The sequence below is a fragment of the Ensifer sp. ENS03 genome (genome assembly GCF_014852035.1).
Classification (GTDB): Bacteria; Pseudomonadota; Alphaproteobacteria; order Rhizobiales; family Rhizobiaceae; genus Ensifer; species Ensifer adhaerens.
The window spans coordinates 600,998-615,611 of record NZ_JACVAV010000001.1 but is presented as its reverse complement, the minus strand read 5'-3'; the positions used below and the strand labels follow the sequence as shown (position 1 = coordinate 615,611).

The window sequence follows — 14,614 nt, the reverse complement described above, 5'->3', positions numbered from 1 at the left end:
TCTTTCAATTACCGTTTCAGGTTGACAAGCACGTCAAGCAGGTCCGAGGCGGTCTGGAACACCTTGGAGTTTGCCGTGTAGTTGCGCTGCGCCTCGATCATCGAGGTCAGCTCGTTGGCGATGTCGACGTTGGAGTTTTCGAGCGCCTTGGACTGGATGTTGCCGAAAGCGCCAGAGCCGGCAAAACCGGTGACAATAACGCCTGAATCCGCCCCTTGCGAGTAGACGTTGCCGGACTGCGGCTGCAGCTTGTCCGGGCTCTGGACGGTCGCAAGGGCGATCCGGAACTTGGGGATGAGGTTGCCGTCGCCATACTTGACGTAAACGATGCCTTCCTTGTCGATCTCGAAGCCCGACATCTTGCTCGGCTTGCTGCCGTCGATGCCACCGCCGGTGCTGCTGAAGTCGCCGCCGAGCTGCGTGGTCTTGGAGGTGTCGATCGTGATCGCACCAAGGTTGGCGCCGGTGCCGGGCAGGTTGTTGATGGCCGTCGTCGTCAGCGTCGCGGGGACGGCGCCGATGCGCTTGCCGGCCGCGTCGAACGTCATGGTCTGGGTACCGACTGTAGTGCCCGATGTGCGATCGACGACGCTCAGGCCCCAGGCGTTCGGACCTGTCTTGGTGTAGGTGAAATCGAGGATGCGGGTGTTGCCCTGGCTGTCGTAAACAACCATCGAGGTCTTCGATTGATCGTTGACGGCCGCGCCCGACGGCAGGTTTGCTTCCATCGTACCCTTGGTCGAGCCGGCGGCGACCAGGCCCTCGTCCTTGAGCTGGACCGGTACCAGGCCGTCAAAACCGTTTACGACGACGGTCGGATCGACGCCGGCCTTGTACTCGTAGCCCATCAGCGTGAAGCCGGCGGTGTTGACGAGGTTGCCGTTCTTGTCCGGAACGAAGGAGCCGGCACGCGTCAGGAAGTTCTCACCGCCATTGCCCGAAACGATGAAGAAGCCGCCGCCGTTGATCGCAAGGTCGCTCGCCGACGTCGTATAGCTGGTGCCGCCTTGCTGGGAGATGCTGTAGCGCACCTGCGTTTCGACACCGCCGGAATTGTAGTTGCCGCCGCCCGAAGGCAGGATCATCGACGAGAACTCCGTGGAGGCGCGCTTGTAGCCGGTCGTGTTGGCGTTCGCGATGTTTTCGGCGACCGTGCCCAGACGGTTCGACTGGGCGTTCATACCGGACACACCCGTTCTCATGCTGCCATAGAGACTCATATCGGATCCTCATTTCCTTGTTACGGCGACACTAGGAAGCGGGCCTTGCGTGAACCTGTCTTGGTTCAGTGCCCGCCCATCGGCGTGGCGCTCAGTTCCAGTCGATGCAGTAGCCAAGGAAACGCTTCGAATCGATCGGGTCGAAACCGAGCTTCTTGCGCAGTTTCTTGCGCAGTTTGCTGATGTGGCTTTCGACGACGTTTTCCTCGACGTCCTCGTCGAAGATCCCGTAGATCGCGTTGAAGATCTGCGACTTGGAGACGCGACGGCCGCGGTTTGCGACCAAATACTCGAGAATGCGGCGCTCGCGGCGCGGCAGGGCGAAGACATCGCCGTTGATTTCCGGATCGCGGCCGTCGGCAAAAACGCGGATCGGACCAATGTCGGTAAAGTTGGCGATCGCCTTCAGGCGCCGGCGGATCGCAGCGACGCGGGCAAGGATTTCGCGGGGGTGGATAGGCTTGCGCACAACGTCGTCGACGCCGCAATCAAAGAGTGCAAGCGTGTTTTCGAGGGACGGCGTGTCGCTCATCGCGATGACCGGTGCCATCGAGCGATCGCGGATGGCCCGCGGCAGCGTGAAGGTGGTGTCGCCCTGCCCGATCAGGAAGGCTTCCACGGCATCGATATCCGAATCGGCAGCCGCGTTTACCCACTCTCCAAACTCCCTGGGATCGAAACCCGTCGAGGGAATACCTTCACGTCCGAAGAGGGACGTATACCCGTCCTTCACCAGCTCTCTTTCATCAACCACTACGATCATTCGCCCGCCTCCGAATCAGTATGGCTCCGCACTGATTGAGAGGTACGAATCGAGGGATTCATGAACAACTAGAGGAAGTTACTGGGTGGAATTAATAATTGATTAACCATGTTTCGCCGATTTGATCTATATCTAGTAGCACCCGCCTCAAGGCGGCACTAAAATAATGTGGAAAAGTTAACGGACTACGACAAATCGCTTGCGGTCACATTGTCCGCGCATTGTCGCCACAATGCGGCAAATGGAACGCTAATACAATTGATGGTTGCTTATTGGCAAAACTGCGTGGCGTTCGGCGTCCACTTGCCGTAGCCGGTCGCGACGAGATTCGCGATCACCCGGCAGACATATTTCTTCTGCGCCGGGTCGTTGTTCGGGCCTGCGTGATAGCGCGCAACGGCCATTGTCCAGGTCTCGTGCCTCGCATGGAGATTGGCCAGGAAGCGCGCGGCATATTCGACATTCTTGCGCGGGTCAAGCATCTCCTGCGGCGAGCTGAAATGCTCGCCATGGAAGTAATAGTTGATCTGCATGCAGCCGAGATCGATGAGCTTGGCACCCTGTGCCCGCGCGTTGCCGAACTGGGTTAGAACGTCCTGCTCGCTGCTACCGAAATAGGCCTTGCCTTCGATGTTCATCGCGTAGGGTTGAAGCGATCCCTTGCGGCCGGTTTCGGTCAGCCCGACCGAATAGAGGATCCCGGCCGGGATATCGTACTTCGCCGCTGCGCTGATGATCTCGCGCTCGCAGACGCCTGCGTCCGCGCTGGCAAAAGCGCTACATGTAGACGTGACCAGTACGAGAGCGCTCAGTGCCGGCAGCCGCATCGTCCGTCCCGCCATTGCCAACCCACCTTTCCGCCGCCGAAGACTGGCTGTCGTCCTGTCGCTGCTGTCGTCCCTGGCCGTTGCCATCGGCGCGTTCTCGGCCCTGCTGCCCGGCCTGGGCTTGGGCCTGCGCCTGCGAGCCGCCGCCGGACGACGTGTCGCCGCCGGAGTTGAACACGATGTTCACCTGATCGACCGCAAAGCCCTGAGCGCGCAGCGCCTTGACCAAGTCGTTCTGGTCGTCGCGCAACTGCCGGAAGGCGTCGCCGTTCTCGACCTTCAGCTCGACCTGCAGTTCGTCATCCTTCAGGCGCAGCGTGGCCGTGACGAGGCCAAGCTCGATCGGGTGAAGCTGGATCTTCAGGGTGTTGAGCGTTTTTCCGGCCTGCGTCCACGCGCCCGGCTGACCGAGTGCAGCACTTGGCTGCAGGGAAGTGGTGGCCTCACCGGCGATGGCGTCTGCCACGGCGCTGGTGTTCGGGCTCATCGAGATGCCGAGATAACGCCGGGCCTCGAGCACGGTGACATTCTCGACCTTGGCGGAAGCTTGCGAACGGGCAGCGTCGAACGCCGCATCACCGTCCTTCGAGAGGCTCATGGAAACGGCCTGTCCCTTGCCGTCAGCCCGGGCGAAGCGGAAGAGCCGGTCTGGGTCGTTCTCGCCCGCCTGTGCCTCGGCTTTCGCGCCATGCTCGCTGCCACCGGCAACGGGCGCCGCGCCTTCAATCTGGCCATCCGCTGCCTGGCGCGCGGCCGCCGTCTGTCCCTGAGGCTGCGTCGCCTGGGCACCGCCCAGCAGCGTCAGCAGATCGTCCATCGCTGTCGGTGTCTGCTTGGCTTCTGCGCTCTCGCCGCCGGCGTGGACGTCGCCATCGACCGAGGCGCCATCTGCCGTCGCTTTGCCAATGCCTTTCGTCAAGGCGGCAATGCGCTTGGCGAGGTCTTCATCGGCCTCCACTTGAGCCAGATCATCGGACACGGCAGCCGATTTGGCCGGATCGGTCTTGTCGACGGCACGTTTGCCGCCAACGCCGCGCTCGGCCGCCTGGAAATGGTCGCGCAGCGCGTGTTCGTCGAACTGGTCGTTGCGACCAAGGCTGATGCTGCGTGTCACGGCCCTGCCCGCAGCCTTGGCAATATTGTCCTTGTCGATCAAGGCTACCGCCTCCGCGTCGCTGCCGGCAGCGGCGTCGTTGCCGCCTTTGCCTGAACCCGGCTGGTCGTTGTTTCTTTGCCGCCCGGCATTGGCCACGGCATCTTCAAACGCGCCGGCCGATGCACCACCAGCCTGCTCCTTGCCGCCCGCTCGTCCGCTTCCCGTGCCGACAGGTGTCGGGGGCATGCGCAGGGTGTCCTCAGCCCTCATTTGTCTTCTCCCTTCAGGAGAGCGTCGATCTCTTCGATCTTCGATCGTCCTTTCGCCACGAAGCCATCGTGCTTCGGGTCCGCCACCTCGTCAGCGCCGGATGCGGCCACGGTCTCCGGCGCAACCGCCGGGGTCTGCCCGCTACCAAAGGGGCTCATGCCGCTGCCAGTTTCCTCGCTTGCGGCCGACGCGTTCGCCTCAACCGGTCTATCGGGTTTAGACGCAAACGCTTGCGTGAGGCTTTCACCGACAGGTGGCCGGACGACGGCGTCCGCAACCGCCTTTGCAGCGTCGCGCAAGGCGCGGTCGCGCGGCGAAAGCTCCGCATCCGATATCGCCGCCAGGCTCGCCGTCGCGGCAAACACGTCATTGGAAGGCACCGAGGCCAATCCGGCATAGAAGCTGGCAAGCAGTTTCGGCTGCGGCGCGCCGTCTGCGCCGAGCGCCTCGGCGCGTTCAGACGCGAGCTTTGCGAGTTCTTGCTTGCCGGCGATCGCCGCGCGGCGGGCGACGCGAAGGAAGACTTCGCGCTGGCGCGGCGCGTCCATGAAACCCAGGATCTCCGAAATTCGCCCCTGCGCCCCGCCATCGAAATGGGCGACGGCGAGTTCGACGAAGACATCCGCGAACTGGCTGGCATAGGGGGAGGTCAGGTAGCGGCGGGCATAGGTCAGCGCATAGCGGAAGCCCTTGTCCGCGTCGCCCGCCTGAACCGCGAGGAAAACCGAGCGACGCAGGGCAGCCTCTTCGATGATCGTACCCGGGGCCGCGAGACGGGCCCAGTCGTAGTACTTCATCGCGCCCACAGGATCCTGCTGCGATGTCGCGTTGCCGAGGATGAGGTAGAGATAGGGGCCGATGCGGGCGCTGCGGTACTCAGGCGCGGCCTTGGACAGGCTCTCGACGATCAGGCCGCCCTTGCCATTCAGATATTGCGTCAGCGCCTCGGTGACGCGGGAATCGAAGTTCCCGGCCACATCGTGATCCGCAAGGTACTTCAGCGTCTCCGGATTGCCGCCGCTCATGGCATAGACCAGCGCCGCATCGACGTTGCGCGGATCACGGAAGACCGCCGCGTCGGCCGCACGCAGGCGCTTGTCGATGGCGCCCAGCATGAAGCGCTGCATTTCGATCGCCGAATGGTCGCCAAGGACGACCGAGTCCTGCACATATTGCAGCGACCGGATCATCTTGAAAGGTGCGAGCTCCTCGATATCGTTCGCCCTGGCACCCCCGGTTAAAACGGGGGTCGCCAGCACACAGCAGGCCATCAGAGCGGTTCGCAGGCGTCTCAGCATGGCGCTTAACCCGGAGCCGATTGCAAGAGGATCTCGATGCGGCGGTTGCCCGGGGCGTAGGGATCGCCGGGGATCTGCAGCCGCCGGTCGGCGAAGCCGCTGATCTGGCTGACGCGATCTTCCTTCAGGCCACCGCGGACGAGCATGTAATAGGCGCTCTGGGCGCGGGCGGCGGAGAGGCGCCAGTTATCATAAGTGCCATCCTTGAAGGGACGGCCGTCGGTATGGCCGCGGATTGCAACCGCGCCCTGACGCTCAGCCAACAGATGGCCGATCTTTTCCATCGCCAGTACCAGTTCCTTCTGCGGCACGGCCGAGCCGATGGCAAACATCTGCGCATCGGTCCGCTCGCTGATCGTCACCATCAGGCCGCCTTCAGCGGGTGTCACGACAAGTCCCTCGGCCAGCTGACCCGCCTCGCCGGCAAGCTGCTTCTTCAGCTCGGCCTGGAGTTCGGCCGCCTGCTCCTTGGCGTCGGCCTCGGCGGCCTCGGTCTTCGGCTTTTCGCCGGCTGCGGCGTCCGCCGGGTCCTTGCCAGCTCCCGTATCGGTGTCCTTGCCGTCAGCGGCCTGCTTGTCGGCCGCTTCATGCGGCTCCTGCGACGCGTCCGCCTCAGACTTCTTGACGACCGGCGTCGCGCCTGCGGGCTCCGTCGACTTGTCGGCAAGGGCAGCAACGGTTTCGGCCGTGTTGCCGGCGTCCTTCACTTCGACCTGCTTGGTCCAGAAGTCCGGATCGAACGGGTCACGATAGGCTTCGCCGCCATCGGCGCCGGTGGCCGGGCCGGACTGGGCCGCACCGCCCTCGCCCTTGACGCTGATGTTGGCCTGCTGGCCGACCTCGCGCGCAATCTCGGAAAGAACGGAATAGGGGTTTTCGAAGAAGTCGGCGTCGGAGTACTTCGTCTCTTCGCCCGACGTCGCCGTCAGCTGATCGCCGGTTTTGGCCGAGCCACCGGACTTTTCCTGCTCGCCGTCAACCTTCGAACGTTGCTGCGTTTCTTCGCCCTGCGCATCCTTGGCCGGGTCCTTCAGGCCACGTTCGGCAGGCTTCTGGTCGGTCAATTGCACCGGGTTGAAATAGGAAGCGATCGCCGCCTTCGTCTCTTCGTTGGCGGCATTGATCAGCCACATCACGAGGAAGAAGGCCATCATCGCCGTCATGAAGTCGGCATAGGCGATCTTCCAGGAGCCGCCGTGGTGACCATCATGGCTGCCGCTGTGGCGCTTGACGATGATGATCTCGTGCTTGCCGTTGTGGTGGTTTTCGTCGCTCATGCGAGAACTTTCCGAACTGTATCGGCCCAGGCGGCCATGCGCGTCACGAGGATGGTGCCATCCATCTCGACGGCGAGATCGACATCGTCGGATTCGACGTGCCGCAAGGACGGCATGTCTTCTCCGAGCTGGCGCTTCAGCGCCTCGAAGAGAGACGCCGGGCCTTTGACGACGATGGTGCAGCCTTCGCCGGCCACAAGTCCCTGGCGCAGCATCTGCGCCATATCGGCAACGGCGCGCTGCATGAGGGCATCGCCCATGACGGGCGCGAGCACGCGGGCGGCCTGATCGCCGAGTGCGACGGCAAGCCCCTCGGTCATTTCGTCGATGCGCAGCGCGAGACGGTTCGCGGTTTCCTCTTCGAAGCGCCGCGTCAGCGCCTCGAGTTCGGCCGCGTGCGCCGCCTGAAGTTCGGCTATCTGCTTTTCGTGTTCGAAGACGAGTTCGGCGGTCGCCTCGGCCCGCCCTTCGGCGAAGGCGCGCCGGCGTTCGGCGTCGATATCGATTTCCGGCATGGCTGGTCTCGCGCCGAGGCGCTCGCCATCGGCATAGTCGGTATCCAGATCGGGGAAATACTTCGGAGGCATCAGCGACAGCTCGACTTTCGGTGCGCTGAAGTCCTTGAGATAACGGGAGAGCATTGCACTCATGGCCGGCCCCCTGCAGCGGACCTGCGGCAATGCGGCGATCCCCATCTGCTTGAGAGGCGGCGCTCCCTGGCGCGGACTTCCATTGCTCCTGGCACTGCTGACATGTCTCCCTCGGGCCCGACCGTCGGATACGGCAGACCCAGCATTCTTGACGTACATCAGCGTGATCCGGGGTCGGTTGTTCCCGGAGCGATCTGATGCAGGCGGCGGCGCAAAGGTCATTTTGGCCGGCAGTCATCCGACAGGACTGCGAGGGAAGGCTATTCGGTCAAACTTGTGCGAAAATGAATGTGTTGGACCGCGCCAGGGCAATTAGCGCGGTCCAACCGTTTCCACCGGGTGCCGTGACCGACGACGTGGCAGAACTCAAAGTGCCGTTACCCGCATACGGGGTGATGGGCTCAGTTTGGCGGATCGGCGGCCGGTTCCGGCCGCTGTCCGCCGCTGCGCCTTACTGCTGGAACAGGCGCAGGATGTTTTCGGAATTGGTGTTGGCGATCGAGAGCGCCTGGATGCCCAGTTGCTGCTGCGTCTGCAGCGCCTTCAGCCGTGTCGATTCCTCGTTCATGTCGGCATCGACGAGACGACCGACGCCCTTGTCGATCGTATCCATCAGGTTGGCGATGAAGCCCTCCTGCAACTCGATGCGCTTGGTGATGGCGCCGAGCGTGGAGCCGGCGTCCGTCAGCTGGTTGAGGATACGTTCGACGACGCTGATCATATCGGCCATTTCGGCAGGCGTCGTCGATGCGGTCAGCTTGACTTCCGCCGTCGTACCGATTGGCGTCGTCGCCGGTGCGCCGATCAGGTGGTACAGGCGCGCGCCCGCCGTGCCGGGCGGAGAGGTGAGCTGGGAGGCGTCGTAGTTCCTGGTCAGGATGCCTCGGCTCGCATTCTGCTTGTCGATCAGCATCGACTGCGAGGTGTCGAAGTCGAGCGTCGTGACCGACACATTGCCGTTGGCGTCACGGTTGAACGAGGCCACGACGGACTTCGTGCCGACCGGAGCTGTGGCGGCGTTGTAGAGCCAGTTTTCGCTGGAGAAGGATGCGGACTGGGCGGCCGAGATAAGCTGGTTCTTGAGCTCGGTGATTTCCTTGTCGATCTTCAGCTTGTCGACGCCCGGCTCACTCGCCGCGACGAGCTTGCTCTTGATCGCGCTGACGACCTCGATCGACGAATTCATTGCCGCATAGGCCGTGTCGATCTTGGCGGCGCCGAGGCCGAGGGCGTCCTGAACGGTGGAGAGCGCGGCATTGTCGGAGCGCATGGTGGTCGCGATCGACCAATAGGCGGCGTTGTCGGCAGCCGTCTGCACGCGGTAGCCCGAGGAGATGCGGTCCTGGACTTCCGCCATGTCGGAGTTGATCGAACGCAATGTCTGGAGAGCCGCCATGGCGGCGGTGTTGGTCATGATGCTTGTCATTGGTCACCTGTCCCGAATGAATTCCTAAGGACATTCCGGAGTGTTACCGGCAGCGATGGGACTGGCATCATGCGAATCGCCCCTGTTTTGCCCTGGAGGCGACCCTTCGCTCTTAACCAAGATGTAACGATCTCATAGTTAACAAATGGTTAATGCCGTTAGGAAGTCGGTAACAAAGGTGAACAAAAATAAGGGAAGATGGACGAAGCGTTAAGATGCGTACCGTCACCCATGGAACGAATGCCGGCGGCATGCGGCACGCCTAGCGGCCATGGAATACCGGAGCGCAAAACGAAAAAGCCGCACGATCCACGGGGGATGTGCGGCTTCTTTTCGAAGTGACGGGCGAAGATCGCCCGTCATGTTCGGTCGATCGATTAACGGAACAGCGACAGGATGTTCTGCGAGTTGGTGTTAGCGATCGTGAGTGCCTGGATGCCGAGCTGCTGCTGCGTCTGCAGAGCCTTCAGGCGGGTCGATTCCTCGTTCATGTCAGCGTCGACGAGACGGCCAACGCCCTTCTCGATCGAGTCCGAGAGGTTTTCGACGAAGCCCTTCTGCAGATCGATACGGCTGTTGAGCGCACCGAGGTCGGCGGCAGCGTCGGTCATCTGGGTCAGGATGGAGTCAACACCCGACAGAGCCTGCGACAGAGCGCCGCCCGTCATGTTGGTGATGTCGAGCGTCATGACGCTGAAGGTCAGCGCTACGGTCGCACCGGTCGTGTCGGTGTAGGAGATGTTGCTGGAGAGCAGGCCCGTGCCGGTCGTGACGAACGCGCCGGAAGCGTTCATTTCGATCAGCGAGCTCTTGTTGGTGTCGTACTGCAGCGTCGTCAGGCTGACATTGCCCTTGGCGTCGCGGTTGAACGAACCAACGACCGACTTCGTGCCGGCAGCGTTGTTCGGGTCGGTGAAGACCCAGTTTTCGCCGGAGAACGAGGCCGACTTGGCAATGCTCAGAAGCTGGTTCTGCAGCTCCTTGATTTCCTTCTGGATCTTGCTCTTGTCAACGCCCGGCTCGCTGGCGGTTACCAGCTTCTTCTTGATTTCGTCGACGACGTCCTTGGAGTTTTCCATGGCCGACGAAGCAACGTCGGTCTTGGCAGCGCCGAGGCCGAGGGCGTCCTGAACGGCCGAGAGGGCCTTGTTGTCCGAACGCATGGTGGTCGCGATCGACCAGTAAGCAGCGTTGTCAGCCGCGGTGGCGACGCGCAGACCCGAGGAGATGCGCTCCTGGGTGGTTTCCATCGAGGAGTTGATCGAACGCAGGGTGGCGAGTGCGCCCATGGCGGAAGAGTTGGTCAGAATGCTCGTCATTGGCTGAGTGCCCCTTGTTGGCAAAGATGAAATGGAAAGGGACATTCCGGGATTACCGGGAAACGACGGTCAGCCTCATGCCTGCTGACGCTTTAATCTGTTCGGGTCAACCCGTCGTTTCGATGGTTACAACAAACACCATCGTGGTTAACGAACCCTAAAACCCAGAGAAACTTTTCGAAGTTTTATCAGTGCATTGGCGACAAAGAAAAACCGCGCCTCTTGCGAAGCGCGGTTTCGTATCTTGCATCGGGCGCGGACCGTGGCCCGCTCCCTTTCACCCGTCGATTAACGGAACAGCGACAGGATGTTCTGCGAGTTCGAGTTGGCGATCGACAGTGCCTGGATGCCGAGCTGCTGCTGCGTCTGCAGAGCCTTCAGGCGGGTCGATTCCTCGTTCATGTCGGCGTCGACGAGACGGCCAACGCCCTTCTCGATCGAGTCCGAGAGGTTTTCGACGAAGCCCTTCTGCAGATCGATACGGCTGTTGAGCGCACCGAGGTCGGCGGCAGCGTCGGTCATCTGGGTCAGGACGGAGTCGACACCCGACAGAGCCTGCGACAGAGCGCCGTTCGTCATGCTGGTGATGTCGAGCGACAGAACGCTGAAGGTCAGCGATACGGTCGCACCGGTCGTGTCGGTGTAGGAGATGTTGCTGGAGAGCAGGCCCGTGCCGTTGGTGACGTTGGCACCCGAAGCGTTCACTTCGATCAGCGAGCTCTTGTTGGTGTCGTACTGCAGCGTCGTCAGGCTGACATTGCCCTTGGCGTCGCGGTTGAACGAACCAACGACCGACTTCGTGCCGGCAGCGTTGTTCGGGTCGGTGTAAACCCAGTTTTCGCCGGAGAACGAGGCCGACTTGGCAATGCTCACGAGCTGGTTCTGCAGCTCCTTGATTTCCTTCTGGATCTTGCTCTTGTCAACGCCCGGCTCGCTGGCGGTTACCAGCTTCTTCTTGATTTCGTCGACGACGTCCTTGGAGTTTTCCATGGCCGACGAAGCAACGTCGGTCTTGGCAGCGCCGAGGCCGAGGGCGTCCTGAACAGCCGAGAGGGCCTTGTTGTCCGAACGCATGGTGGTCGCGATCGACCAGTAAGCAGCGTTGTCAGCCGCGGTACCGACGCGCAGACCCGACGAAATACGCTCCTGGGTGGTTTCCATCGAGGAGTTGATCGAACGCAGGGTGGCGAGTGCGCCCATGGCGGAAGAATTGGTGATGATGCTCGTCATTAGAGTGTCCCTTGATTACTTTAGACGATTTAGGGGACATACCGGACTTCCCGGTGATGGCGGATCGGCTTCATGCCACTCGGTTCCAACTATCTCGGAAGAAACCAAACCCGTCATGTGAAAGGGACTATCGCGTGCAAAGCTTGCGAATTGATTAAATGCCCAAGGCAGCTTGGGCCGAGATAACTTATACTTAACAAGACTTTAATGCTGCCACGGATGCAGAGATCACAGCCCCGCTGCCGCCAGCAAAGATGTGTCGGACGGTGGTTCGCTCCTGCCTGAGGCAAGCTCCCCCGGGTAAACTCGGCTTCGAACAAGGACTAGCAAGCCGGCGCCGGTCGCCGCGCCTCTTCGACGGAGCTCTTAGTGAACGCCCAAGCCATCTTTTCGACCGCCTCCCGGCAATACCAGAAGGGGCAGTACACGGACGCGCTCAACCAGCTGAATGTGCTGATGGAGATCAACCGCGACACCAAGACCTATGTGCTTCTGGCGAAGGTCCTCGTGAAACTCGGTTTCAAGGCTGAGGCGGCCCGTGCCTACCAGCTCGCCGGTGAAGCCGGCGGCTCGCGGGCGGAAGATTACCTCACCGACGCCATGAAACTCTACTTCGCGAACGGGCAGGAGGACGAGGCACTGAGCATCGGACTGCCGCTTCTGGAGAAGGCCAAGACAGATGCCGAGATCGCCTTCATCATCGCCTCGATCTTCCTCAAGCGCGGCGAAAAGGAAATACTGGGGCTTTTCAAGGCGCCGCTGACCCTGAGCACCAACCGTCTGCACAATGCGCTTGCCTTCAAGCTGTTGACCGCCGAAATCAACGACCTGCAAGATCGTGACGCGCTCGCCAATCTCTTCCGCAACAACCCGAAGAACACCACGCTGCGGTCGGCCCATCTCGTCTATGCGCGTGAGGCCAACGACTATGCCGAGGTCGAGAAGCACGAACGCGACATCCAACGGGCACTGAAAGCCGGGCAGACCGAAATTCTTGCAGCTGAAGCGCCCTACTATCATGCGACCTGGTGTGGCGACGAAAGCTTCAACCGGGTTGCCGGCGCACAGCTCAACCCGTTCCCGAGCAGCCTGACGGAAGTACGCCGCGCCGCGCCGCACCGCTGGGGCGAGCGCATTCGCATCGGTTATGTTTCCGCCGACTTCTGGGACGACCATGCGACGATGAAGCTGCTGAAGGCGGTGTTGATGGCGCACGACAAGACGCGCTTCGACGTCACCCTCTTCTGCCATACCAAGAGCGCGCTTGCGGCGCGCGACCAGGACATACGCGCAAGATGGGGCAGGATCGTCGAGATCGGCCACCTCACCGACGACGAGGCTGCGCATGTCATTCGCCAGGAAAACATCGACATTCTCGTCGACCTGAAGGGGCATACGCTCGAAAGCCGAGTCTCCATCTTCAACCGGGCCGCAGCTCCCGTGCAGGTGGGCTGGCTGGGCTTCCCTGGGACCACCGTCAACGTCGATCTCGACTACATCATCGGCGACCCTTGTGTGCTTCCGGACAGCAGTAGGGCGCATTATTATGAAAAATACTGCCGCCTGCCGGAGACCTACCAGCCCAACGATCCCTACGAGCGCGCCCGGCCCCGGGCGATGTCGCGCAAGGATGTCGGCCTTCCCGAGGATGCATTCGTATTTGCCTCCTTCAACGCAAATCGCAAGATTTCGCTTCAGACGGTCAATCTCTGGATCGACATCCTTCGCCAGACGCCCGGAAGCCTGCTGTGGGTGCTGTGCGACAGGGCGGATGCACGCACAAATCTGCTGGCCAAGTTCAAAAGCGCCGGCATCGATACCAAGCGCATCGTCATCTGCGGCAAGTTCGCCTACCAGAACCACGTCGACCGCGTTCCGCTCGCCGATCTCGGCCTCGACACCTATCCCTATAACGGCCACACGACCACATCCGAACAGCTCTGGGCAGGCCTGCCGGTGCTGTCCTTCAAGGGCACGAACTTCGCTTCACGCGTGAGCGAGAGCCTGCTGAACGCCATCGGCGTGCCGGAACTCGTGGCCACGGGGCCGGAGGACTATGTCAAGGAAGCTGTCGCGCTCTACAACAACCGTGACAAGATCGCCGACTATCGAAAGAGGCTGGACGAGAACCGGTTCCGGATGCCGCTATTCGATGCGGAGCGTTTTTGCCAGCACCTGGAAACGGGCTACGAAATGATGGCCGACCGCGCCAAGCGCGGACTGGCACCTGATCACATCGACGTTCCGGCATTGCCGCCGCGCATCGGGTCGTTCGAACGCTGAACGGCGATCATCCCTGAAAGACAAAAGGCAGCGCCGCGGCGCTGCCTTTTTTGTTGTCCCGTTTCGGGGATCGCAAAGCCCGATGGCGCGGATGATCCGGAGCGCCATGCGCCGAGGGCAAGCGCATCGCGGTTTTCGGGATGCGCGTCTTCTCTTTGAGCTTTTGATTTGTCGCCGTCGCCAGCGCGCCGCGCACTCTCCGTGCGACAGCTCTAACTGAAGGAGCGCACCAGACTGCCGACGAGGAGGTTCCAGCCGTCAATCAAGACGAAGAAGAGAATCTTGAACGGAAGCGAGATTGCCGTCGGCGGCAGCATCATCATACCCATGGCCATGGTGATGGTAGCGACGATCAGATCGATCACCAGGAACGGCAGCATGATCAGGAAGCCGATTTCGAAGCCGCGGCGAATTTCCGAGATCATGAAGGCCGGCACGACCGCGCGCAGATCGACCTTGTCGTCGACGACGACCGTCTGGCCCTTTTCCTTGGCGATGTCGATGAAGAGCTGCAGGTCCTTGTCGCGCGTGTTGGCGAGCATGAAGTCGCGGAAAGGCTCGGTGATCCGGGGGATCGCCTCCGCCTCGGTGATCTGGTTCTTCATCAGCGGGTCGATGCCGTCCCGCCAGGCGCGATCGAAGGTCGGCCCCATGACATAGAAGGTCATGAACAGCGCCAGCGAAACCATGATCATGTTGGATGGCGTGGTCGCCAGGCCCATGCCGGTGCGCAGGATCGCAAAGGCAATCACGAAGCGCGGAAAGCTGGTGACCATGATCAGGATGCCGGGGGCCACCGACAGCACGGTCAGAAGACCGAAGGTGCGGATGATCCACGAGGCGGCAGAGCCGTCGATAGGCGTATTCAGGATATCAGAGGGGAAGCTCTGGGCGCCGGCAATACCGGACATCGCCATCATGGCAACTATAAAGGCGACTAGCCGGACCATTTATC

Annotated in this window: 12 protein-coding genes; 1 reads left to right on the top strand and 11 read right to left on the bottom strand. The window is 61.7% G+C overall.

All coding sequences use genetic code 11. The features are described 5' to 3' along the window. Positions 1-8 precede the first annotated feature (8 nt). The 10 genes from IB263_RS03040 to IB263_RS02995 all read right to left on the bottom strand — a co-directional run bounded on the left by IB263_RS03040 (position 9) and on the right by IB263_RS02995 (position 11,376). Positions 9-1,220: a flagellar hook protein FlgE gene (locus IB263_RS03040; protein ID WP_034800738.1), complete on the bottom strand. Its 1,212-nt coding sequence runs from the start codon at positions 1,218-1,220 to the stop codon at positions 9-11. 91 nt (positions 1,221-1,311) lie between these two features. After that, complete coding sequence (rem, locus tag IB263_RS03035) at positions 1,312-1,983, bottom strand: transcriptional activator Rem (RefSeq protein WP_034800735.1); 672 nt, start codon at positions 1,981-1,983, stop codon at positions 1,312-1,314. Between the two features lie 269 nt (positions 1,984-2,252). Next, positions 2,253-2,810 carry a transglycosylase SLT domain-containing protein gene (locus IB263_RS03030; RefSeq protein WP_034800733.1) on the bottom strand — a complete coding sequence of 186 codons (558 nt, stop codon included), beginning with the start codon at positions 2,808-2,810 and terminating at the stop codon, positions 2,253-2,255. Then, on the bottom strand, positions 2,761-4,176 hold the full coding sequence (locus tag IB263_RS03025) for a flagellar hook-length control protein FliK (protein ID WP_192437572.1): 1,416 nt from the start codon (positions 4,174-4,176) through the stop codon (positions 2,761-2,763). The genes IB263_RS03030 and IB263_RS03025 overlap by 50 nt, the downstream gene beginning before the upstream one ends. Next, positions 4,173-5,474, bottom strand: coding sequence for a chemotaxis protein MotC (gene motC, locus IB263_RS03020; RefSeq protein ID WP_034800729.1), 1,302 nt, complete (start codon positions 5,472-5,474; stop codon positions 4,173-4,175). Before motC ends, IB263_RS03025 begins: the two co-directional genes overlap by 4 nt. A 5-nt stretch (positions 5,475-5,479) precedes the next feature. Continuing rightward, on the bottom strand, positions 5,480-6,751 hold the full coding sequence (locus IB263_RS03015; protein WP_192437570.1) for a MotB family protein: 1,272 nt from the start codon (positions 6,749-6,751) through the stop codon (positions 5,480-5,482). Further along, positions 6,748-7,401, bottom strand: a complete 654-nt coding sequence (locus IB263_RS03010) for a hypothetical protein (RefSeq protein ID WP_060602188.1) — start codon at positions 7,399-7,401, stop codon at positions 6,748-6,750. Before IB263_RS03010 ends, IB263_RS03015 begins: the two co-directional genes overlap by 4 nt. A 451-nt stretch (positions 7,402-7,852) precedes the next feature. Continuing rightward, a complete protein-coding gene (locus IB263_RS03005) occupies positions 7,853-8,827 on the bottom strand; it encodes a flagellin (protein WP_034800723.1) in 975 nt (324 codons plus the stop codon). 377 nt (positions 8,828-9,204) lie between these two features. Beyond that, on the bottom strand, positions 9,205-10,146 hold the full coding sequence (locus tag IB263_RS03000; RefSeq protein WP_064816980.1) for a flagellin: 942 nt from the start codon (positions 10,144-10,146) through the stop codon (positions 9,205-9,207). Between the two features lie 288 nt (positions 10,147-10,434). After that, positions 10,435-11,376, bottom strand: a complete 942-nt coding sequence (locus IB263_RS02995; protein WP_064816979.1) for a flagellin — start codon at positions 11,374-11,376, stop codon at positions 10,435-10,437. 369 nt (positions 11,377-11,745) lie between these two features. Here IB263_RS02995 and IB263_RS02990 point away from each other — a divergent pair, with 369 nt between their 5' ends. Then, complete coding sequence (locus tag IB263_RS02990) at positions 11,746-13,659, top strand: glycosyltransferase family 41 protein (protein WP_089043331.1); 1,914 nt, start codon at positions 11,746-11,748, stop codon at positions 13,657-13,659. A 212-nt stretch (positions 13,660-13,871) separates the two neighbouring features. Here IB263_RS02990 and fliP read toward each other — a convergent pair whose 3' ends face one another. Next, positions 13,872-14,609 carry a flagellar type III secretion system pore protein FliP gene (fliP, locus tag IB263_RS02985; RefSeq protein WP_034796894.1) on the bottom strand — a complete coding sequence of 246 codons (738 nt, stop codon included), beginning with the start codon at positions 14,607-14,609 and terminating at the stop codon, positions 13,872-13,874. Positions 14,610-14,614: the final 5 nt, after the last annotated feature.

Coding starts and splice junctions, on each gene's coding strand:
- IB263_RS03015 (WP_192437570.1), bottom strand. CDS start 6,751: ATGAGCGACGAAAACCACCACAACGGCAAGCACGAGATCATCATCGTC.
- rem (WP_034800735.1), bottom strand. CDS start 1,983: ATGATCGTAGTGGTTGATGAAAGAGAGCTGGTGAAGGACGGGTATACG.
- IB263_RS03030 (WP_034800733.1), bottom strand. CDS start 2,810: ATGCGGCTGCCGGCACTGAGCGCTCTCGTACTGGTCACGTCTACATGT.
- IB263_RS03040 (WP_034800738.1), bottom strand. CDS start 1,220: ATGAGTCTCTATGGCAGCATGAGAACGGGTGTGTCCGGTATGAACGCC.
- fliP (WP_034796894.1), bottom strand. CDS start 14,609: ATGGTCCGGCTAGTCGCCTTTATAGTTGCCATGATGGCGATGTCCGGT.
- IB263_RS02995 (WP_064816979.1), bottom strand. CDS start 11,376: ATGACGAGCATCATCACCAATTCTTCCGCCATGGGCGCACTCGCCACC.
- IB263_RS03000 (WP_064816980.1), bottom strand. CDS start 10,146: ATGACGAGCATTCTGACCAACTCTTCCGCCATGGGCGCACTCGCCACC.
- IB263_RS03025 (WP_192437572.1), bottom strand. CDS start 4,176: ATGAGGGCTGAGGACACCCTGCGCATGCCCCCGACACCTGTCGGCACG.
- motC (WP_034800729.1), bottom strand. CDS start 5,474: ATGCTGAGACGCCTGCGAACCGCTCTGATGGCCTGCTGTGTGCTGGCG.
- IB263_RS03010 (WP_060602188.1), bottom strand. CDS start 7,401: ATGAGTGCAATGCTCTCCCGTTATCTCAAGGACTTCAGCGCACCGAAA.
- IB263_RS03005 (WP_034800723.1), bottom strand. CDS start 8,827: ATGACAAGCATCATGACCAACACCGCCGCCATGGCGGCTCTCCAGACA.